At 71.2% G+C, this 19,366-nt stretch carries 18 protein-coding genes; 6 read left to right on the top strand and 12 right to left on the bottom strand.

Going from position 1 to position 19,366, the window contains the following annotated elements; all coding sequences use genetic code 11:
- Positions 1–412: 412 nt before the first annotated feature.
- From ACGF5O_RS20715 to ACGF5O_RS20695, 5 genes are all read right to left on the bottom strand, one after another.
- Complete coding sequence (locus tag ACGF5O_RS20715) at positions 413–2,599, bottom strand: ABC transporter ATP-binding protein (RefSeq protein ID WP_393811309.1); 2,187 nt, start codon at positions 2,597–2,599, stop codon at positions 413–415.
- A 93-nt stretch (positions 2,600–2,692) separates the two neighbouring features.
- The gene (locus ACGF5O_RS20710) at positions 2,693–2,824 is read right to left on the bottom strand and encodes a hypothetical protein (RefSeq protein ID WP_352356046.1); all 132 of its coding nucleotides are present in this window, start codon (positions 2,822–2,824) and stop codon (positions 2,693–2,695) included.
- 275 nt (positions 2,825–3,099) lie between these two features.
- On the bottom strand, positions 3,100–4,227 hold the full coding sequence (locus ACGF5O_RS20705) for a lipid II:glycine glycyltransferase FemX (protein ID WP_393811308.1): 1,128 nt from the start codon (positions 4,225–4,227) through the stop codon (positions 3,100–3,102).
- Between the two features lie 243 nt (positions 4,228–4,470).
- Positions 4,471–5,229, bottom strand: a complete 759-nt coding sequence (locus ACGF5O_RS20700) for a metallophosphoesterase family protein (RefSeq protein ID WP_393811307.1) — start codon at positions 5,227–5,229, stop codon at positions 4,471–4,473.
- Complete coding sequence (locus ACGF5O_RS20695; protein ID WP_393811306.1) at positions 5,226–8,291, bottom strand: FAD-binding and (Fe-S)-binding domain-containing protein; 3,066 nt, start codon at positions 8,289–8,291, stop codon at positions 5,226–5,228. Before ACGF5O_RS20695 ends, ACGF5O_RS20700 begins: the two co-directional genes overlap by 4 nt.
- 156 nt (positions 8,292–8,447) lie before the next feature.
- On the opposite strand from ACGF5O_RS20695, the gene serC reads away from it, so the two are divergent.
- Complete coding sequence (serC, locus tag ACGF5O_RS20690; protein WP_393811305.1) at positions 8,448–9,566, top strand: phosphoserine transaminase; 1,119 nt, start codon at positions 8,448–8,450, stop codon at positions 9,564–9,566.
- A 69-nt stretch (positions 9,567–9,635) separates the two neighbouring features.
- Here serC and gcvH read toward each other — a convergent pair whose 3' ends face one another.
- From gcvH to ACGF5O_RS20675, 3 genes are all read right to left on the bottom strand, one after another.
- Positions 9,636–10,019 carry a glycine cleavage system protein GcvH gene (gcvH, locus tag ACGF5O_RS20685; RefSeq protein ID WP_393811304.1) on the bottom strand — a complete coding sequence of 128 codons (384 nt, stop codon included), beginning with the start codon at positions 10,017–10,019 and terminating at the stop codon, positions 9,636–9,638.
- A 147-nt stretch (positions 10,020–10,166) separates the two neighbouring features.
- Positions 10,167–10,706, bottom strand: a complete 540-nt coding sequence (locus ACGF5O_RS20680; RefSeq protein ID WP_393811303.1) for a hypothetical protein — start codon at positions 10,704–10,706, stop codon at positions 10,167–10,169.
- 168 nt (positions 10,707–10,874) lie between these two features.
- Positions 10,875–11,879 (bottom strand): WD40 repeat domain-containing protein, encoded by a 1,005-nt coding sequence (locus tag ACGF5O_RS20675; RefSeq protein WP_393811302.1) that lies wholly within the window; start codon positions 11,877–11,879, stop codon positions 10,875–10,877.
- Positions 11,880–11,973: 94 nt separating this feature from the next.
- Here ACGF5O_RS20675 and ACGF5O_RS20670 point away from each other — a divergent pair, with 94 nt between their 5' ends.
- Complete coding sequence (locus ACGF5O_RS20670) at positions 11,974–12,657, top strand: GDSL-type esterase/lipase family protein (RefSeq protein ID WP_393811301.1); 684 nt, start codon at positions 11,974–11,976, stop codon at positions 12,655–12,657.
- A 102-nt stretch (positions 12,658–12,759) separates the two neighbouring features.
- Positions 12,760–13,752 carry an aldo/keto reductase gene (locus ACGF5O_RS20665; protein WP_393811300.1) on the top strand — a complete coding sequence of 331 codons (993 nt, stop codon included), beginning with the start codon at positions 12,760–12,762 and terminating at the stop codon, positions 13,750–13,752.
- A gap of 208 nt (positions 13,753–13,960) precedes the next feature.
- Here ACGF5O_RS20665 and thpR read toward each other — a convergent pair whose 3' ends face one another.
- The gene (thpR, locus tag ACGF5O_RS20660; protein WP_393811299.1) at positions 13,961–14,533 is read right to left on the bottom strand and encodes an RNA 2',3'-cyclic phosphodiesterase; all 573 of its coding nucleotides are present in this window, start codon (positions 14,531–14,533) and stop codon (positions 13,961–13,963) included.
- A 26-nt stretch (positions 14,534–14,559) separates the two neighbouring features.
- On the opposite strand from thpR, the gene ACGF5O_RS20655 reads away from it, so the two are divergent.
- Complete coding sequence (locus ACGF5O_RS20655) at positions 14,560–15,078, top strand: GNAT family N-acetyltransferase (protein WP_393811298.1); 519 nt, start codon at positions 14,560–14,562, stop codon at positions 15,076–15,078.
- 21 nt (positions 15,079–15,099) lie between these two features.
- On the opposite strand, the gene ACGF5O_RS20650 is transcribed toward ACGF5O_RS20655, so the two are convergent.
- Positions 15,100–16,449, bottom strand: a complete 1,350-nt coding sequence (locus ACGF5O_RS20650; protein ID WP_393811297.1) for an MFS transporter — start codon at positions 16,447–16,449, stop codon at positions 15,100–15,102.
- Positions 16,450–16,478: 29 nt separating this feature from the next.
- Complete coding sequence (locus ACGF5O_RS20645) at positions 16,479–16,916, bottom strand: MarR family winged helix-turn-helix transcriptional regulator (RefSeq protein WP_390640340.1); 438 nt, start codon at positions 16,914–16,916, stop codon at positions 16,479–16,481.
- A gap of 182 nt (positions 16,917–17,098) precedes the next feature.
- On the opposite strand from ACGF5O_RS20645, the gene ACGF5O_RS20640 reads away from it, so the two are divergent.
- Positions 17,099–17,293 carry a ribbon-helix-helix protein, CopG family gene (locus tag ACGF5O_RS20640; RefSeq protein ID WP_362591441.1) on the top strand — a complete coding sequence of 65 codons (195 nt, stop codon included), beginning with the start codon at positions 17,099–17,101 and terminating at the stop codon, positions 17,291–17,293.
- Here the strand turns inward: ACGF5O_RS20640 and ACGF5O_RS20635 are convergent.
- Positions 17,286–18,737, bottom strand: a complete 1,452-nt coding sequence (locus ACGF5O_RS20635) for an NCS2 family permease (RefSeq protein ID WP_393811296.1) — start codon at positions 18,735–18,737, stop codon at positions 17,286–17,288. The two genes, ACGF5O_RS20640 and ACGF5O_RS20635, sit on opposite strands and share 8 nt — an antisense overlap.
- Positions 18,738–18,849: 112 nt before the next feature.
- Between ACGF5O_RS20635 and ACGF5O_RS20630 the strand changes: the two genes are divergently transcribed.
- Positions 18,850–19,104, top strand: coding sequence for a DUF2530 domain-containing protein (locus tag ACGF5O_RS20630; protein ID WP_393811295.1), 255 nt, complete (start codon positions 18,850–18,852; stop codon positions 19,102–19,104).
- The last annotated feature ends 262 nt before the right edge of the window (positions 19,105–19,366 follow it).

Genomic DNA, 19,366 nt, shown 5'->3' with positions numbered 1-19,366 from the left:
CCGGGCGAGGCACCCGCCGGGTGCTCGGCCGTGGGAGGGCGTTGGAAGTGTCTGTACAGACGTCTGAATCGCAAAGGACTGTCCTTCTCCGTGACGGAGGCGGACAGAAGGCCCGTTCAGGCGCGGAGAACCTCTCCCGTCACCCACCGGCCTCCAGGGCGCGCGAGACCGACACGTGTCACGGCATGACCACATCCCCCGCCTGCGGCAACCGGCCCCCCGTCGCCCACTTGGCAGCCCAGGAGGGTTCGGCCGAAGCCGGACCCCGAACCAGGGCATTGATCATGGTCACGACACGATGTGTAGCTCAGGTGAACGCAGGTGAAAAAATGGCAACCAAAGCAAGGCCAAAAGGCGACCAACTATGGTCAAGGCGCTCTCTTTCCTGACAAGTGCTCACCGGCCCGGCGGCTCAGATACCCGGCCAGGGCTCCTCGTCGCGGAAGAGCGGGCGGCCGTCGGGGAGGGTGGTGGGCACATCCGCCCCGTAGCCGACATCCATGTGGGCGGCCTCCATGTGGGCGGCCTCCATGTGGACCTCCGCATGAGGCTCGTACATGGGCTGCGGCCATAGCCCCGCCGCCGCGTACACGTTGTAGTCGTACATGTTCCCGTACGGCTGCTGGTACGCGTACGCGTCGCCCTGGGGCGCCCCCGCTCCCACCCCCACGGCCTCTGCCGCCGCCGGTGCCGGGACCACGCCGCCCTGTTCCATGAACAGCGGCAGGCGCAGTTCGCCGGTGTCCATGACCGCGTTGTTCTGGGAGCGGTGGAGGCGGGAGTAGGCGCCGCCGCGGGCGAGGAGTTCGTCGTGGCGGCCGGTTTCGACGATGCGGCCGCGGTCGACGACGAGGATGCGGTCGGCGTCCGGGGCGAGGTTGAGGTCGTGGGTGATCATGATGGTGGTGCGGCCGGCCATCAGGCGGCGCAGCGGTTTGACGACCCGGCGGGCGGCCATCGCGTCCAGGCCGGTGGTCGGCTCGTCGAGGACGAGGACGGGGGCGTCGCGCAGGATGGCGCGGGCGATGGCCAGACGCTGGAGCTGACCGCCGGAGAGCCGGGCGGAGTTGGGGTCGACCCTGGTGTCGTAACCGTCGGGGAGTCTGACGATGAAGTCGTGGGCGTCGGCGGCCTTCGCGGCGTCCTCGATGGCCTGGTCGCTGGCGCCGGGACGGCCGCAGGCGATGTTGGCGCGGACGGTGTCGTGCAGGACGAGGGTCTCCTGGGGGAGCAGGGTGACGTACTCGCGCAGCCGGGCCAGCGGGAAGTCGCGGATCGGGACGCCGTCGAGGAGGATCTCGCCGCTGTCCGGGTCGTAGAAGCGGAGCAGCATCTTGGAGACGGTGGACTTGCCGGCGCCGCTGGGGCCGGTGATGATCACGAGTTCGCCGGGGCTGACGGCGAAGGAGAGGCCCTCCAGGGCGGTCCGGTCGGCGCCGGGGTAGCGGAAGCCGACGTCGCGGACCTCGACGGCGCCGTCCGGGCGGCCGACGTCGGTGCCGGTGCCGCGGCGGGGGTCGGTGACCGAGGGCCGCACGTCCAGGATCTCGATCAGCCGTTCCGCGCCCGCCGTGGCGGCGGTGACGGTGAGGCCGAGCTGGGCCAGGCCGCGCACGGGCGGGTAGAGGTAGCCGAGGAAGGCGGAGAAGGCGAGGAGCTGGCCGAGGGTCATACGGCCGGTGGAGATCTCCCAGGCGCCGATCCCGATGACGGCGAGGACGCAGACGGTCTCGATGACCGCGACGAGCTGTTCGTAGGCCTCGTTGAGGCGGGTGGAACGCACGGAGGCGCGGAACCAGGCGCTCGCCTCCTCGTTCAGACGCCGGCGCTCGGCGTCGCGGCGGTCGTACGCCTGCGTCAGCACGATGTTGCCGAGGGACTCCTCGACGACGGAGGTGATCGCGCCGTCGGCGACCCGGCCCTCCCGGGACACGTCCTTGATGGAGCCGGAGAAGCGGCGGGCGGCCAGCCAGAACAGGGGCGCGAGGACGAAGGTGGCGGCGGCCAGGTCCCAGCGCAGCCAGAACGCGGCTGCCGCGTAGAAGATGGCGCTGAACAGGGCCGACGCGGCGCCGACGAGCCCGGACACGACCATGGTCTCGATGGCCTCGACGTCGCTGGTCAGGCGGGAGAGCAGGTCGCCCTGGCGGTGGCGCTGGAAGAAGTGCGGGGGCAGCTGCTGGACGTGGTCGAAGACGTGTTCGCGCAGCCGCATGACGAAGCGTTCGGTGACCCAGGCGGCCAGGGAGTTGCCGGCGTACGCGACGATCGCGCCGACGATCGCGATGCCCAGCCATTTGGTCGCCGGGCTCCAGAAGGCGCTGAGCGAGCCCTTCTGCAGGGCGTGGTCGGTGAGGTCGCTGAAGAGCAGGATGGCCTCGGTCTCGGCGAGCGCGGCGATCACCGTGCACACCCAGACGATCACCAGCCAGCGGCGCAGCCCCCGGGTCAGCGGCCAGAAGCGGCGGAAGGCGACACGGGCCGGGATGGTGGGCGTGTCCTCGCCCTCGTCGTCCTCGTACTCCTCGTCATCGACCTCGTATTTCGAGTCGGCGACTTCGTATTCGTATTCCGCGTCTCCGTTCCCCTTCACACGCATTTCTCACTACCTCCATTCTCCGACGCCGGAACCACCGAAATAAAAGAGCGAAAAAGGACCGACGGCGAACCGTCGGTCCTTTTTACGGCCGGCTCAGTTGTCCTGGCCGCCGGGGATCGGCTTCGGAGCCGGCTTCGGAGCCTTCTTCTTGGGCTTCGGCGGCGGCGGGGGAGGCAGCTGCTTCTTGGGCTTGGGGGGCAGCGGGGCGAGCTTCTTGAGGCTCATTCCGACTCCTTGAGAGTTCGAAGTGCAAGTGGTGCAGGATGGTACGAGAATTCTCTTGGGGCAACGTCCGGGGATTTTGGATCGTCATCCTCGGCAATCCCCGCCGCCCGACATCCAGAAACTTACACGGCCCAGTTCCCAAGCAACGGCAAAGTCGGCTTCCGAACGGCAAACAGGTGCTGTGAATACCTGGGTAACAGCTGTATAACGACCCCGAACCTGAGAGTTCTCTTATGAACCTGAGAGCCAGCTTATGAAGCTGAGCGGGACCGGCCTCAGCGCCGGGCCAGGTACAGGTCGAACGCCTTGTGGAGCAGCTTGTTGAGGGGGAAGTCCCACTCCCCCACGTACTCGACGGCCTCGCCGCCGGCGCCCACCTTGAAGCGGAGCAGCCCCAGCAGGTGGTTGGACTCCTCCAGGGTGTCGGTGATGCCCCGGAAGTCGTATACGGCGGCACCGAGCTCGTGGGCGTCGCACATCATCCGCCACTGCATGGCGTTGTTGGGCTGGACCTCGCGCCGGCGGCCGGTGGAGGCGCCGTAGGAGTACCAGACGTGGTCACCGACGGTGAGCATGGTGGCCGCGGCGAGGACGTCGCCCTCGTGGTGCGCCAGGTAGAGGCGCATGCGGTCGGGGTGTTCGGCGGTGAGCGCGGTCCACATGCGCTGGAAGTAGGAGAGGGGGCGCGCGATGAAGCGGTCGCGCTCGGCGGTCTCCGTGTACAGGCCGTAGAAGGCCGGCAGGTCCTCGTACCCGCCCCGCACCACCTTGACCCCGGCCTTCTCCGCCTTCTTCACGTTGCGCCGCCACTGCTGGTTGAGCCCGCGCTGGATGTCCTCCAACGACCGCCCAGCGAACGGCACCTGGAACACGTACCGGGGCTGCCCGGCCGCGAACCCCTCCTCGCCGCCCGCCTCGGCCTGCCGCCACCCGGTCCGGCGCAGCCGCTCGGCGAGGCCGGTGCCGAGGGCGTCGTACGACGTCGGCTCGGCGTCCCCCAGCCGCCGCGAGGCCGGATCGGCGATGGCCTCCTTCACGGCCTCAGCGCTCCACCGCCGTACGGCGACCGGCGGGCCCATCTTCACCGCGAACGCCCCGCGCCCCTTCAGATACGCCAGCAGCGGATCGAGCCACCGCTCCAGTTGCGGGTCGTGCCAGTCGATGACGGGCCCCTCCGGCAGGTACGCCAGATACCGCTTCACCCGGGGCACCGCCCGCAGCAGCACCAGCCCGGCCCCGACGATCCGCCCCTCCCCGTCGAACCATCCGAGGCTCTCGGCCTCCCAGTCGGGTTTCACGTCGCCCCAGGACGGCAGCTGCATATGGCTGACGGAGGGGCGGGACCCGGCGAAGGCGAGATGTTCGGCACGGGAGATGGGCCGGAGGCGGAGGGCTGCGGTCATGGGCGGGGCTCCTGGGCAGGTCGGCGACGTCTCACTGACGACGCTCACCGGACGGGACGGCGGACAGGGCCTCGGGTGGGACGGCGGGTGGAGCGTCGGACGGGTCCGGTGGCGTCGGCATCAAGAACAACAGACGCCCGCCCGCCGGGAATCGTTTCGGCGCGCGAGAGCACGAGGGCGTGTCGGCGGCGTCCGGGGACGGCGCGCACCGGCGTCCCCGGACGCCCGCGGGGCCCCGGCCCGCTAGCGCGCCCCGAACACCCCGAGCGCCTCCCCGTCCGACGCCCGGGCCCGGAGGAAGTAGTCGGCCCATTCCTCGATGCCGGGATAGGCGCACTCCGCCACGACCCGGGCGACGGCCGTCGGGATGTCGTACGGCGTGACGCGCAGGTCGGTGCCGGGGCCGAGGAGGCACCAGTGGGCGCCCGCACGGCCGTACGGCATGCCGACGCTGCCGGGGTTGACGACCAGACGGCCGTGGGCGAGGCGCAGGTAGGGCATGTGGGTGTGACCGCAGACGACCGTGCCGATGTCGGGTGCGACGGGGGCGAGGACCTCCGCCCAGCGGTCCAGGGGCGAGTCGACCAGGACGATCTCCTCGTCGTCGCGCGGCGTCGCGTGGCAGAAGAGGACCCGGCCCAGGCCCCGGACCGTCAGGGTGGCGGTCCCCGGGAGGGCGGCGAGGAAGTCGACCTGGTCGTCCCGGAGCGCGTCCGCCGCGAACGGGCCTATCGGGTCCGGGATCCCGGTGCGCTCTCCCCTGCGGTACTCCACCAGTTCCCGGTCGGCGTTCCCCGACAGCCACAGCACCCGGTCGCCCAGGCCGCGCAGCACGTCGATCGTCTCGGCCGGCTGCGGGCCCGCCGTGATGTCACCGGTGAGGACGATCCGGTCGGCCGCGGCCACGTCCGGCTCCGCCAGCACCGCCTCCAGCGCCGGGAGCACCCCGTGGATGTCGGAGAGCACCGCCACCCGGCCGAACCCGGTCTCGCCGCCCGTCACTTCCCCTCCCCGTCCAGCCCCTGGGCCAGCACCTCCGCCAGGTGTCTCCCCCGTACCCCGGTCAGCTGTTCCAGCTGTGTCCGGCACGAGAAGCCGTCGGCGAGGATCACCGTGCCGGGTTCCGCCTCCCGTACCGCCGGCAGGAGCTGTTCCTCCGCGCACGTCCTCGACACCTTGTAGTGCCCCTTCTCGAAGCCGAAGTTGCCGGCCAGGCCGCAGCAGCCGCCGGCCAGGTCGCCGGTGAGGGCGGCGGCCTCGCGGAGACGGCGGTCGGGGGTGTCGCCGAGGACCGCGTGCTGGTGGCAGTGGGTCTGACCGGTGACCGAGCGGTCCAGGCGGGGCGGGGTCCAGCCGGGAGCCAGGCGTTCCAGCGCCTCCGCGAAGGTGAGGACGTTCGCGGCGAGGCGGGCGGCCCTGGGGTCGTCGGGGAGCAGCTCCGGCAGGTCGGCGCGGAGGGCGGCGGCACAGCTGGGTTCCAGGACGACGAACGGCGGTGGGTACGGGAAATCGTCGTCGGGGTCGGGGTCGGGGTCGGCGTCCGGGTCCGGGTCCCCATCCCCGGCCCCGTCCCAGTCCGGCTCCGGGTCCGGCACCGACTCCGGGTCCGCGTCCGACTCGCTGTCCACGTCGACGTCCGACGGCAGCAGCAGGAACGGCTCCAGCAGATCCAGCGTCCGGCGGAGCACCTCGCGGGCGCGGTCCAGTTGGCCCGTCGAGAGGTAGGTGAGGCCGCAGCAGGCGCGGGTGCGGCGGGGGTTCAGCACGGACATGCCGTAGCCCTCCGGCCGGCCGCCGGCCGTTCGCCGTGCCTTCCACCCTCGTGACGGAAGCTGTACCACTCCTACTCCCGCCGCTTCCAGCACCCGTACGGCGGCCCGGCCCACCTCCGGTGACAGGTACTCCGTGAAGGTGTCCGGCCAGAGGAAGGCCGTCCGCCCCGGGAAGTCCGGTCGGCGTCCCTTCCGCGCTTCGGCCGCCCAGTCCCGCAGCCGCGCCCGCTGCCGGCGCCGCTCCCACCGGCTGAACGGCTCCCGCGCGAGCCGCGGGAGCCCGCGCTCCGGTGCGATCCCGCCCAGGCGTTTCGCCAGTGCCGCCAGCGGCCGTACCGAAGCGAGCGCGTTGACGACCGCCGCCGTGCGCGTGCGGGCCACCAGGCGCAGCCATCTCGGCAGCCACCCCATGCTGTAGTGCGCGGCCGGGCGCCTGCGGCCCGCGTAGTGGTGGTGCAGGAACTCCGCCTTGTACGTCGCCATGTCCACCCCGACCGGGCAGTCCGACCGGCAGCCCTTGCAGGACAGGCAGAGGTCGAGGGCGTCCCTGACCTCCGTCGAGCGCCAGCCGTCGGTGACCAGTTCGCCCGCCAGCATCTCGTGCAGCAGCCGGGCCCGGCCGCGCGTGGAGTGCGCCTCCTCGCCCGTGGCCCGGAAGGACGGGCACATGACGGACGCGCCGGACGGCTCGGTCGTCCGGCACTTCGCCACGCCCACGCAGCGGCGGACCGCGGCCGAGAAGTCGCCGCCGTCGGACGGGTAGCCGAAGGCCACGGGCACCGGCTCGCGCGGGAGGACCGCGAAGCGGAGGTTCGTGTCCAGGGGGGCGGGCCGGACCAGCATGCCCGGGTTCAGGAGGTCGTCCGGGTCCCACACTCCCTTCGCCCGCTCGAACAGCGCCACCATCTCCGCGCCGTACATCCTCGGGAGCAGTTCCGCGCGGGCCTGGCCGTCCCCGTGCTCCCCGGAGAGTGAGCCGCCGTGGGCCACCACCACGTCCGCGAGTTCTTCCGAGAAGCGGCGGAAGCGGGCCACGCCCGCCTCGGTCAGCAGGTCGAAGTCGATACGGACGTGGATGCAGCCGTCGCCGAAGTGGCCGTAGGGCGTGCCGCGCAGCTGATGGGCCGTGAGCAGGGTGCGGAAGTCCCGCAGGTAGGCGCCCAGGCGGGCCGGGGGGACCGCGCAGTCCTCCCAGCCCGGCCAGGCCTCGCTGCCGTCCGGCATCCGCGTCGCCGTGCCGGAGGCGTCCTCGCGGACGCGCCACAGCGCGCGCTGTCCGGCCGTGTCGGTGACGACCAGGGCGTCGAGGACGTCCGCGGCCCGGACGATCGTCTCCGCACGCGCGCGTGCCTCGGCCGCCGTCTCGCCGCCCGTCTCGACGAACAGCCAGGCGCCGCCCCGGGGCAGTCCGGCCGGGGACGGCACCAGGTCGGCCGCCATGCCCTCGACGGTGAGCGGGCCGTACGGCAGCAGCCCGGCCGCCGCCTCCGCCGCCGCGCTCTCGTCGCCGTAGCCGAGCACCGCCAGCGCACGCGCGCGTGGCGCGTCCACGAGCCCTACGGTCGCCTGGGTGAGGATCCCCAGCGTGCCCTCGCTGCCGCAGAAGGAGCGGGCGACGTCCCCACCTCTCTCGGGGAGCAGGGCGTCCAGGGCGTAGCCGGAGATGCGGCGGGGGAGGTCGGGGAAGCCCGTGCGCAGACGCGCCAACTCCCCCTCGACCAGCGCCCGCAGGCCCTCCGGCGCCCCGGCCCAGTCCCGCCCGGGCCGCAGCCGCCGCCCGCGCGCGGTGAGCACCTCCAGCTCCCGGACGCTGTCCGCCGTGGTCCCCCAGGCCACGCTGTGCGAGCCGCAGGAGTTGTTGCCGATCATCCCGCCGAGCGTGCAGCGGCCGTGCGTGGAGGGGTCGGGGCCGAAGCGCAGGCCGTGCGGGGCGGCGGCCTCCTGGAGGCGGTCGAGGACCAGACCCGGCTGGACGACGGCCGTCCGGGTGGCCGGGTCGAGGCCGATCAATCGGTTCATGTGCCGGGTGAAGTCCAGGACCACGCCCGTGCCCGTCGCCTGGCCCGCGATCGACGTGCCGCCGCCGCGGGCCACCACCGGCACGCCACGCGCCCGGCACACCTCCAGGACGGCCGCCACGTCGTCGGCGTCCCGCGGGGCCACCACCCCCGCCGGAACCCGCCGGTAGTTGGAGGCGTCCATGGTGACCAGCGCCCGGGACGTGACGTCGAAGCCGACCTCACCCCGGACCGCACCCCGCAGTTCCGTCTCAAGTCCCGCCAGATCCGTCATGCGTCCAGAATGCATCCGATCACGCACAGTCACCGACCCTTTTCCACAGCCACGCCGATATCGTCGTACAACCTCACAAGTCCAGGGCTTGGCGATCTCGTCTCATCGAACGGACACGGTTCCGTCCCGTTTCGCCCAGCGGCTACCCTCCGACTCGTGGCTGACATCCAGATTCCTGCTGACATCAAGCCCGCTGACGGTCGGTTCGGCGCGGGTCCCTCCAAGGTGCGGGTGGAGGCGCTGGACGCGCTGGCCGCCACCGGTACGTCCCTGCTCGGCACCTCCCACCGCCAGGCCCCGGTCAAGAACCTGGTCGGCCGGGTCCGCGAGGGCATCAGCGCCCTGTTCTCCCTCCCGGACGGCTACGAGGTCGTCCTCGGCAACGGCGGCTCGACCGCGTTCTGGGACGTCGCCACCCACGGCCTGATCGACGCCAAGTCGCAGCACCTGAACTTCGGCGAGTTCTCGTCCAAGTTCGCCAAGGCGGCCAAGCTCGCCCCGTGGCTTGCCGAGCCCACCGTCATCGCCTCCGAGCCGGGCACCCACCCGCTGCCGCAGGCCGAGGCCGGCGTCGACGTGTACGCGTTCACGCACAACGAGACCTCGACCGGTGTCGCCATGCCGATCAAGCGGGTCGCGGGCGCCGACGAGGGCGCGCTCGTCCTCGTGGACGCCACCTCCGGCGCCGGCGGCCTCCCGGTCGACGTCGCCGAGACCGACGTCTACTACTTCGCCCCGCAGAAGTCCTTCGCCTCCGACGGCGGCCTGTGGATCGGGATCTTCTCCCCGGCCGCGATCGAGCGTGCCGAGCGCATCCACGCGTCCGGCCGCCACGTCCCGGAGTTCTTCAGCCTGCCCACGGCGATCGACAACTCCCGCAAGAACCAGACGTACAACACCCCGGCCCTCGCCACCCTCTTCCTGCTCGACCAGCAGCTGGAGTGGCTCAACGGCCAGGGCGGCCTCGCCTTCTCGACCGGCCGCACGAAGGACTCCTCGACCCGCCTGTACACCTGGGCCGAGGAGAGCAAGTACGCCACCCCGTTCGTCACCGACCCGGCCCAGCGCTCGCAGGTCATCGGCACGGTCGACTTCGCCGACGAGATCGACGCGGCGGCCGTCGCCAAGGTGCTGCGCGCCAACGGCATCGTCGACACCGAGCCCTACCGCAAGCTCGGCCGCAACCAGCTGCGCATCGCGATGTTCCCGGCGATCGACCCGGCGGACGTCGAGGCGCTGACGAAGTGCGTCGACTACGTGATCGAGAAGCTCTGACCGCACGCGCGGCCCGTACGACGAGGGGCGCCCGGTGTGTACCCACACACCGGGCGCCCCTCGGGCTTTCTACTCCCCGCCGAGAAGCTTCTGGTACGCCTTGGCGTCGAGCAGCCCGTTGGACGGCGTTCCCTTGATCTTGATCTTGAAGAGCCATGACTCGTAGGGGCTGTCGTTGACCTCTTCGGGGGTGTCGACGACATCCTGGTTGATCGCGAGGATCTCGCCGTCGACCGGGGTGTAGAGGTCGGACGCCGCCTTGACCGACTCCACCACGCCGATGGGGTCGCCCGCCTCGACCTTCCTGCCGACCGCGGGCAGTTCGAAGAAGACGATGTCGCCGAGGTTCTTCTGGGCGTGGTCGGTGATGCCGACGGTCATGCTGCCGTCGGCCTCGGTGCGGATCCACTCGTGGTCGTCGGTGTAGCGGAGGTCGGCGGGCACGTAGGACATCTCAGCTCCATCAGCCGTCGTGGTGCGGTGTGGTCCGGCCGTCCCTGTCGACGACCGGCAGGAACAGCCTGCTGTATCACCCATCGGAACGCCGCATTTCGGGCATCACGGTCCCCCGCCCGGGTGACGGCCGGCGGCCCGTCCCGCTCAGGGCGCGGGGTCGCCGACCGTCGCGGTGACGGCGCCGATCACGCCGGTGCTGTCGACGGTGACCGAGACCGTGACCGGCCGGATCGGGTTCGGCGGCACGACCGGGTTGGGCGGCACGAGGGGGGAGAGCAGCAGGAAGAGCGGCCTGACCTTGAGCGTCGTGGTCGCCGCCGCCGAGAACGGCAGGCTGTCCCGGTGCGCGCCGACGACGTCGTACGCGCCGCCGCTCGGGTCGCCGGTGCCGGAGGTGTCGTCCAGGCTGCTGATGATCTGCGCGGTGCCGCCGCCGGCGGCGCTCGGGACGGTGATGACGGAGACGTCGAGGGTGCCCGTGACGGCGATGTTCTCGCGCGGGCCCTTGAAGGTGCCCCTGATCGGCAGGCTCACCGAGCGGACCTGCGGGAGGGCCGCGGCCACGGCCCGGGCCGTCCGGGCGGGCCCTGCCGTGGCGGTGCCGGCGGTGGCGGGGACGGTCAGGCCCAGGGCGGCCGTGAGCAGGCAGACGTGCCCGGCCAGGCGCGGGGTGTTACGGCGCATGGGTACTCCCGTTCCGTGCGGCGGGACCCGGTGCCGCCTCGTTGCCGCCCCGTCCCGCGGGACGGTTCCCAGCCTGCCCGGCCCGGTGCGGGGCCGCCCGGCCGGTGAGCCGGAAGGGTGAGGCGTGACCGTCCGGCGGGTCAGTGCCAGCCGGTAAGTGCCGGCGGGTCAGTGCCGGCGGGCGGACGGGCGCCGCAGCCGCCGCAGCCCGAAGAGGGCGAGCACGGCGACCCCGACCGCGACGGCGCCGACCTTCACCCCGGCGCTCGGGGAACTCCCGCCGCCGCTCCCGGCGGCCGAGCCGCTCCCGCCCGACGGCGAGGCCTTGCCCGACCCGCCCGGCACGTCCTCGGCCTGCACCGGGCTGTCGGTGCCCTCGCTCCCGTACATGAGCTTGGTGCCGTCGGCGGAGTAGGTGATCGACTCGCCCTGCTTCTGGAGCGGCACGTCGAGCCGGCCCTCGCGCTTGATCTTCCCGCCGTTCCAGTCGTAGTAGATGCCGCCGAAGTAGCCGCGTACGGCGAGCTGCGTGCCGTCGGGCGAGAAGGCGGCGTCGGTGGCCCAGAGGTCCACGGCGGCGACGGGCGTGAAGATGTTCGTGCCAGTCGAGGACAGGGTCGCCGGGCCCTCGTACAGATGCCCGCCGTCCTCCTTCTTGTCGATGATGTACACCCGCCCCGTCTTGGGGTGCACGATCAGCGACTCGGCGTTCCGGGCGCCGTTCGAGTACTTGACGACGTACTGCGTGGCCCGCACGGTCTGGTCGACCAGCCGCTTCGGCTCGGGCAGCCGGTAGATCCAGACGTACGGCCAGCTGCCGTCGAGGTTGTCGCCGATGTCGCCGACGTAGATCTGGTTGTCGGGGCCGATGGAGATGGCCTCGACGTCACGGGGCGTGCCGACTCCGCTGAGCGTGATCCTGGCGACGGTCTTCCCGGTCGCGCTGTCGACGGCGTAGATGTACGGGCCGTCGCCGCTGTCGTTGTGCGTCCAGTAGATGCCGGGGTGCAGGTGGGAGGCGGCGAGTCCGCTGGACTCGGCGATCCGCGGGTCCGTGATCGTGAACCCCTTGTCGCCGGTGCCGTCGGCCGCGGATGCGGGCGCGGCGGGTGCGGCGGCGAGGGCGCCCGTGAGCAGGACACCGGCGAGGAGGGCGAGCGATCGTGGACGCATGGGCCCAAGCCTGCCATCCCGCGCTGTGCCCGGACACGGCGGACGTGTCGGTCCTCACACCCCGCCGCTCCCGCTGATCGTCCATCATGAGCGGATGCTCAGGTTCATGCCCGTCGGGGACTCGATGACGATCGGCAGCGCGGGCGAGCACACATGGCGGTACCGCATGTGGCAGCACCTGTGCGCCACGTACGGCGGCCCGTTCACGCTCGTCGGTCCGCGCGAGACGCTCTACGACAAGCCGGCCGAGGCGCCCACCTCCTACGCCTACGCCGACCCCGGCTTCCCCCGCGCCCACCTGGCCGGCTGGGGCGAGGGCTGGCTGCACATGGCGCCGCTGATCGGGGAGGCGGTGCGCTCCTGCCGCGCCGACGTCCTCCTCGTCTCCCTCGGCCTGATCGACCTGGGCTTCTACACCAACGCGGAGCAGACGGCGGCCAACGCGCGGGCCTTCGTCGCGGCGGCGCGGGAGGCCAACGCGAGGATCCACCTGGTCCTCCTGCCGGTGATCCCGAACATCCGCGCGACGACGGACGAGCCGTTCGCGGAACAGGTGACCCTCTTCAACGAACTCCTGGCGAAGGCCGCCGCCGACCTCGACGAGCCCCGCTCCCCGGTCCTCATGGCCGCGCCGCCGGAGTCGTACGACATCCACACGGACACCTACGACGGCACGCACCCGAACGCGAACGGCGAGCACCGGATCGCGGGGGCGTTCGCGGAGGCGATGTGGCAGGGCTGGGACCTGGGCGACGAGTACACGGCCGCGGCGGAGTGACCGACGGGTTTCCCCGCGAACGAGGAGACCGAGGCGACCGAGCGTCCGAGGCGGCGCCCAGGCCTTGCTTAGAGCGCACTCCACGCCGTTGGCTGGGTGACCATGAAGTACACGCAGCTCGGACGTACCGGACTCAAGGTCAGCCGACTCGTCCTCGGCACCATGAACTTCGGCCCGCAGACCGACGAGGCCGACAGCCACGCGATCATGGACGCGGCCCTCGACGCCGGCATCAACTTCTTCGACACCGCCAACGTGTACGGGTGGGGTGAGAACAAGGGGCGGACCGAGGAGATCATCGGCAACTGGTTCGCCAAGAGCCCCGACCACCGCGACAAGGTGGTGCTCGCCACCAAGGTGTACGGCAACATGGCCGCCGACGGCGACGCCTGGCCCAACCACGACAAGCTCTCCGCGCTGAACATCCGGCGCGCGGTCGACGCCAGCCTGAAGCGGCTGCAGACCGACCACATCGACGTCTACCAGTTCCACCACGTCGACCGGCGGACCCCCTTCGAGGAGATCTGGCAGGCGATCGACACCCTCGTCACGCAGGGCAAGATCCTCTACGTCGGCTCCTCGAACTTCCCCGGCTACAAGATCGCCCAGGCCAACGAGATCGCCGCCCGGCGCGGCGGGACCATCGGGCTGGTCAGCGAGCAGTGCCTCTACAACCTCGCCGAGCGCCGCGCCGAGATGGAGGTCATCCCGGCCGCGCAGGAGTACGGCCTCGGGGTCATCCCCTGGTCGCCGCTGCACGGCGGGCTGCTCGGCGGCGTGCTCAAGAAGGAGGTCGAGGGCGGGCGCCGGGCCGGCGGCCGGGCCGCCGACTCCCTCGCCAACACCACCATCCGCGCCCAGGTCCAGGCCTACGAGGACCTGCTGGACAAGCACGGCGTGGAGCCCGGCGAGGCCGCCCTGGCCTGGCTGCTCACGCGCCCGGGCGTCACCGGCCCGATCGTCGGCCCCCGGACCGCCGAACAGCTGTCCTCGGCCGTGCGGGCCGTCGAGCTCGACCTGAGCACGGACCTCCTGGAAGGCCTCGACGAGATCTTCCAGGGCCCGGGCCCCTCCCCGGAGGCCTTCGCCTGGTAGTCCCGTCAGGGAAGGCGCCCCGTCAGGGGTGCGGGGAACTGCGCGACCGGCCCCCGCCGGCCCGCAGCCGACGAGCCGACCGCAGTTCCCCGCCGCCCCACCTCGCCGCCCTCACCTCATGGCAGAGGCCACGGCAACCACCACGAACAACAACACAAGCGCACCGGCCATGATCCGGTTCCGGGTCTTCGGGTCCACGGCAACGAGCCTAACCGGCCGCCCCGAGCCCCCAGCGGCCGACCGTCTCGTACCGCGGCTGCTCCCCCGGCACCCCGGACGTCGGCAGGTTGCTCCGCACCAGCGCCAGCTCCCCGACCGTCCAGCTCCGGCTCGCGAACTCCGCGAGCAGTGCGACGTACGGCCGTACCTGCACCGCGTCCCGGCTGCGGGCCACCGTCAGGTGGGCCTTGTAGCGGCGGTGCTCCCCCATGTCCACGCCCGCCTTGCGGGCCGCAGCCTCCGCGCGGTCGGCCAGCAGCCGGAGGGTGTCCAGGTCGCCGTCGGCCCCCGCCCACAGGGCCCTGCCGTGCCCGAACTGCCCGCCGCCCGCGACGGCCAGTTCGAAGGGCGGGGTGCGGTGGGCGGCGCGGGCGAGGCGGTCCGAGAGGTCCGGTACGACGTCGTCGTCGACGTCGCCGTAGAACGCGAGGGTGTAGTGCCAGCCGGGGCGGCCGGTCCAGCGCAGCGCCTCGGCACCGGGCAGCTTCTTCAACCCGGCCACGCACTCGGCGAGTTCGGCGGCCACGTCCGCCGGGGGCAGCACGGCGGCGAAGAGTCTCATGGGGGCCACCCTGCCATCATGGGGCGATGCAGATCACCATCAGAGAAGGCGACCCGGACGACATACCCGTGATCCTCGGCATGCTCGACAGCTCCGTGGAGTGGCTGGTGGGGCTGGGCCGGACCGAGCAGTGGGGGACCACACCGCTGTCGGCGAACGAGAAGACCGTGGAGTCGGTCGCCCGGTACATGGACGAGGGCGTGACGTATCTCGCGGAGGCGGACGGGGTGCCGGCCGCCACGCTCACCCTCACCGACGCCCCCGGCGCCTACCTGGCCCATCTGCCGCCGCCCGGCGAGCCCGAGCGGTACATCCACTGGCTCGCCTCCGACCGGCGTTTCAAGGGCCACGGCATCGGCAGCGCCCTGCTGGCGCACGCGGCCGAGGAGACCCGGCGGGCCGGGGTCGGGCTGCTGCGGGTGGACTGCTACGCGGGCGCCGACGGAAAGCTGGTCAGCTACTACGAGAGCAACGGCTTCGTCCGCACCGACGCCTACACGGCGATGCGCGACTGGCCGGGACAGGTACTGGCCCGGAGGCTCTAGGCCTCCGGGCCGGAACTGGTCTCAGGCCGCCGGAGCGAGCTGTTCCTGCTGTTCTCTCGGGACGAAGCGGACCCGGGGGTGGCCGCCGTGCCAGCCGACCGACAACCGCAGGTTGCCGACCCGGGCCAGGACGAGGCCGATGACGACCGCCGCGGCGGCGGCGATCGCACCGCCGACGGCGAGGCCGGCCCGGACGCCGTAGGTGTCCGTGATCCAGCCGGCGATGGGCGCGCCGATGGGTGAGCCGCCCATGAACACCATCATGTAGAGGGCCATCACCCGGCCCCGCATGGCCGGGTCGGTGCCCATCTGGACGGTGGTGTTGGCGGTGACGTTGACCGTCATGCCGAACATGCCGATCGGGATCATGAGCAGGGAGAACAGCCAGAGGGACGGGGCGGTCGCGGCCACCAGCTCCAGGCCGCCGAAGGCGACCGCCGCCGCGAGCATCACGCGCATCTTGGCGGTGCCGCGTCTGGCCGCGAGCAGGGCGCCGGCCAGGGAGCCGGCCGCCATCAGGGTGTTGAAGAGGCTGTAGGAGCCGGCGCCCGCGTGGAAGACGTCGTCCGCGAAGGCGGAGAGGTAGACGGGGAAGTTGAAGCCGAAGGTGCCGATGAACCCGATCAGGATGATGGTCCAGGTCAGGTCGGGACGTCCGGCGACATAGCGCAGGCCCTCTCTGAGCTGGCCCCTCCCCTTCGGGGTGCGCTGGACGACGTGCAGGTCACGCCCGCGCATGAGCAGCAGGCCGACGAGGGGGGCGACGAAGGAAAGGCCGTTGAAGAGGAACGCCCAGCCGGTGCCCACGCCGGTGATCATGAGGCCGGCGACGGCGGGGCCGACCAGGCGGGCGGACTGGAAGTTCGCGGAGTTCAGGCTGACCGCGTTCTGCAGCTGGTCCGGGCCGACCATCTCGGAGACGAAGGACTGGCGGGCCGGGTTGTCGACGACCGTGGCGAGGCCGACGACGAAGGCGGCGAGGTAGACCTGCCAGACCTGGACGTTGCCGGAGAGGGTCAGCAGCGCCAGCGCGATGCCGGTGAGGGCCATCGAGGTCTGGGTGACGAGGAGGGCGCGCCGCTTGTTGAGGCGGTCGACCAGGACCCCGCCGTAGAGGCCGAAGAGCAGCATCGGCAGGAACTGCAGGGCGGTGGTGACGCCGACCGCGGTCGCGGAGCCGGTGAGGCTGAGGACCAGCCAGTCCTGCGCGATCCGCTGCATCCAGGTGCCTATGTTGGAGACGACCTGGCCGGCGAAGAACAGCCGGTAGTTCCTGACCTTCAGCGAGCTGAACATCGAGGACCTACGGGCTGCAGGGGTAGTCGGGGCGGTCGGTGCGGGGGCGGAAGGTGTTCCGGGTCCCGTACTCAAACGGATTCGCCTCCTCCTTCTATCGGCTGTTACAGGTGTGCGAGCTTCTCCAGGACGGGGGCGGCGGCGCGGAGTTTCGCCCACTCGTCCTCGTCGAGGCCGTCGACCAGGCCGGCCAGGAACGCGTTGCGCTTGCGACGGCTCTCCTCGAGCATCGTCTCGGCCTGTTCGGTCCTGGTGACGACCTTCTGGCGCCGGTCCTCGGGGTGCGGCTCCAGCCGGACCAGTCCCTTGGCCTCAAGGAGCGCGACGATGCGGGTCATCGACGGCGGCTGGACGTGCTCCTTGCGGGCCAGCTCACCGGGGGTGGCCTGGCCGCAGTTGGAGAGGGTGCCCAGCACCGACATCTCGGTGGGGCTCAGTGACTCGTCGACCCGCTGGTGCTTGAGCCGTCGCGAGAGTCGCATCACGGCGGAGCGGAGGGAGTTCACGGCGGCCGCGTCGTCGCCATGGGTAAGGTCCGGCATGTTCTTTAGAGTAACTCATTACCCAACCTAAAGACCACCCGGACACGCCGATACGCCCGTGACCTCGGCCACTGAACCCGGGGATCCGGGGGCACCCCCCGGAAAACATCGCGTCACCCGTACGAGTGAGCCGAATCCGGAAAGTGACGCATCGGGCGCGCGGATGTGGCGCCCTCGTATGCATGGGGACCAGTGTGCTCAGCCTGCGGATAGACGGGGAGCTGCTCGAACGGCTCCGGTGTCATGCGGCGAAAAGAGGAATGAGCGTCCAGGACTACGTGGTCCGGACGCTCATTCGGGACGACTTCGACGAGCGGTTCTCGGCCGCCGTCGAGGAGACGGAGAGGTTCTACGGCGATCAGGTCAGGGTCACGTGAGACCCAGCGCCGGCATCAGGTAGTAGAACGTGAACACCGCCGAGACCACGTACATCGCGACCGGGATCTCCCTGGCCCGGCCGGCGGCCAGGCGCAGCACCACGAAGGTGATGAAGCCCATGCCGATGCCGTTCGTGATCGAGTAGGTGAACGGCATCATCACCATGGTCACGAAGGCCGGGATGGCGATGGTGTAGTCGGCCCAGTCGATCTCCTTGATCGACCCGGCCAGGATCAGGAAGCCGACCGCGAACAGCGCGGGGGTGGCCGCCTGGGACGGGACCATCGTGGCCACCGGGGTGAGGAACAGCGCCACGGTGAACAGCCCGCCGGTGACGACGTTGGCGAAGCCGGTGCGGGCGCCCTCGCCGACGCCGGCCGTCGACTCGACGAAGCAGGTGGTGGCGGAGGAGGAGCTGGCACCGCCGACCGCGACCGCGACACCGTCGATGAAGAGGACCTTGTTGATGCCCGGCATGTAGCCCTGGGCGTCGGTCAGCTTGGCCTCGTCGCTGACGCCCATGATCGTGCCCATGGCGTCGAAGAAGCAGGACAGCAGGACCGTGAAGACGAAGAGGATGCCGGTCAGCACGCCGACCTTGTCGAAGCCGCCGAAGAGGCTGACCTTGCCGAGCAGGCCGAAGTCCGGGGTGGCGGCCGGGTTGCCGGGCCACTTCGGGACGGTCAGGCCCCAGGTCGTCACGTGCGCGACGGCGTTGATGACGAGCGCGAGGACCGTCATCGCGACGATCGAGATCAGGATCGCGCCGGAGACCTTGCGGACGATCAGCGCGAGGGTGAGCAGCACGCCGAGCACGAAGACGAGCACCGGCCAGCCGTTGAGGTGACCGTCGGCACCGAGCTGGAGCGGGACGGTGGTCTGGGCGACGTCCGGGATACGGGTGACGAAGCCGGAGTCCACCAGGCCGATCAGCATGATGAACAGGCCGATACCGATCGAGATCGCCTTGCGCAGGCTGTAGGGGACGGCGTTCATCACGCGCTCGCGCAGACCGCTGGCGACCAGCAGCATCACGACGATGCCGGCCAGCACCACCATGCCCATGGCGTCCGGCCACGACATCCGGGGCGCCAGCTGGAGCGCGACGACGGAGTTCACGCCGAGGCCGGCGGCGAGCGCGATCGGGACGTTGCCGATGACGCCCATCAGCAGCGTCGTGAAGGCCGCGGTGATGACCGTGGCGGTGACCAGCTGACCGTGGTCGAGCTGGTGGCCGTACATGTCCTTCGCGCTGCCGAGGATGATCGGGTTCAGCACGATGATGTACGCCATCGCGAAGAAGGTGGCGAAGCCGCCGCGCACCTCGCGGGCGAGGGTGCTACCCCGCTCGGAGATCTTGAAGTAACGATCCAGCGCGCCGTACGCGGGGGTCGCACCCGGCTGTTCGGGGGCGGGGGCCTGAGTGGAAGCCGGGCTCGACATTGGAGGTTCCTACGATCAGAAGTGGTCAAACACAAACGGTTTCAGTATGAACATATGACGTCCAGATCGCTATCTCCGCGCGTAGACCTTGCGGGTGCGTAAGCTGAGCGCCATGGCGAAGTGGACCCCCCAGCACGAGGCACCGGAACCCCTTGAGGGCCCCGTCGTCCCGACGATCATCGGCGGCACGATCATCTGGTTCGTCCTCTTCCTGGCCCAACTCCCCTTCTACGGGTGGTACGCCGACCACGGCCACACCTGGTGGATCTGGACCTGCCTGGCCGGCGGCGGCCTCGGCCTGATCGGCGTGTACTACGTGAAGCGCCGCGACGCGGCGATCAAGGCACACCGGGCGGCGACCGAGTAGGGAACCGGCCGGTGTGCGGGTGCGCTGTGGCTGGTCGCGCAGTTCCCCGCGCCCCTTCCGGGGCGGACGGTGGACGCACCTTCTTGGGGGCGCGGGGAACTGCGCGACCAGCCCCCACCGGCCTGCGGCCGCCCACTGCCGGGGTGGGGGAGAAGTCGGGCGGGCGGGTGGGCAAGAAGTCCCGGCGTCTACAACCTGCGCACGAGTTCGGTCCTCCTCTGGTCGGATCTTCCGGGCACTCGGCAGGTGAACGCGCAAATCC

It is taken from the genome of Streptomyces sp. NPDC048291 (assembly GCF_043201715.1).
In the GTDB taxonomy this organism is placed as follows: domain Bacteria; phylum Actinomycetota; class Actinomycetes; order Streptomycetales; family Streptomycetaceae; genus Streptomyces.
This window is presented reverse-complemented; position numbering and strand designations above follow the sequence as displayed.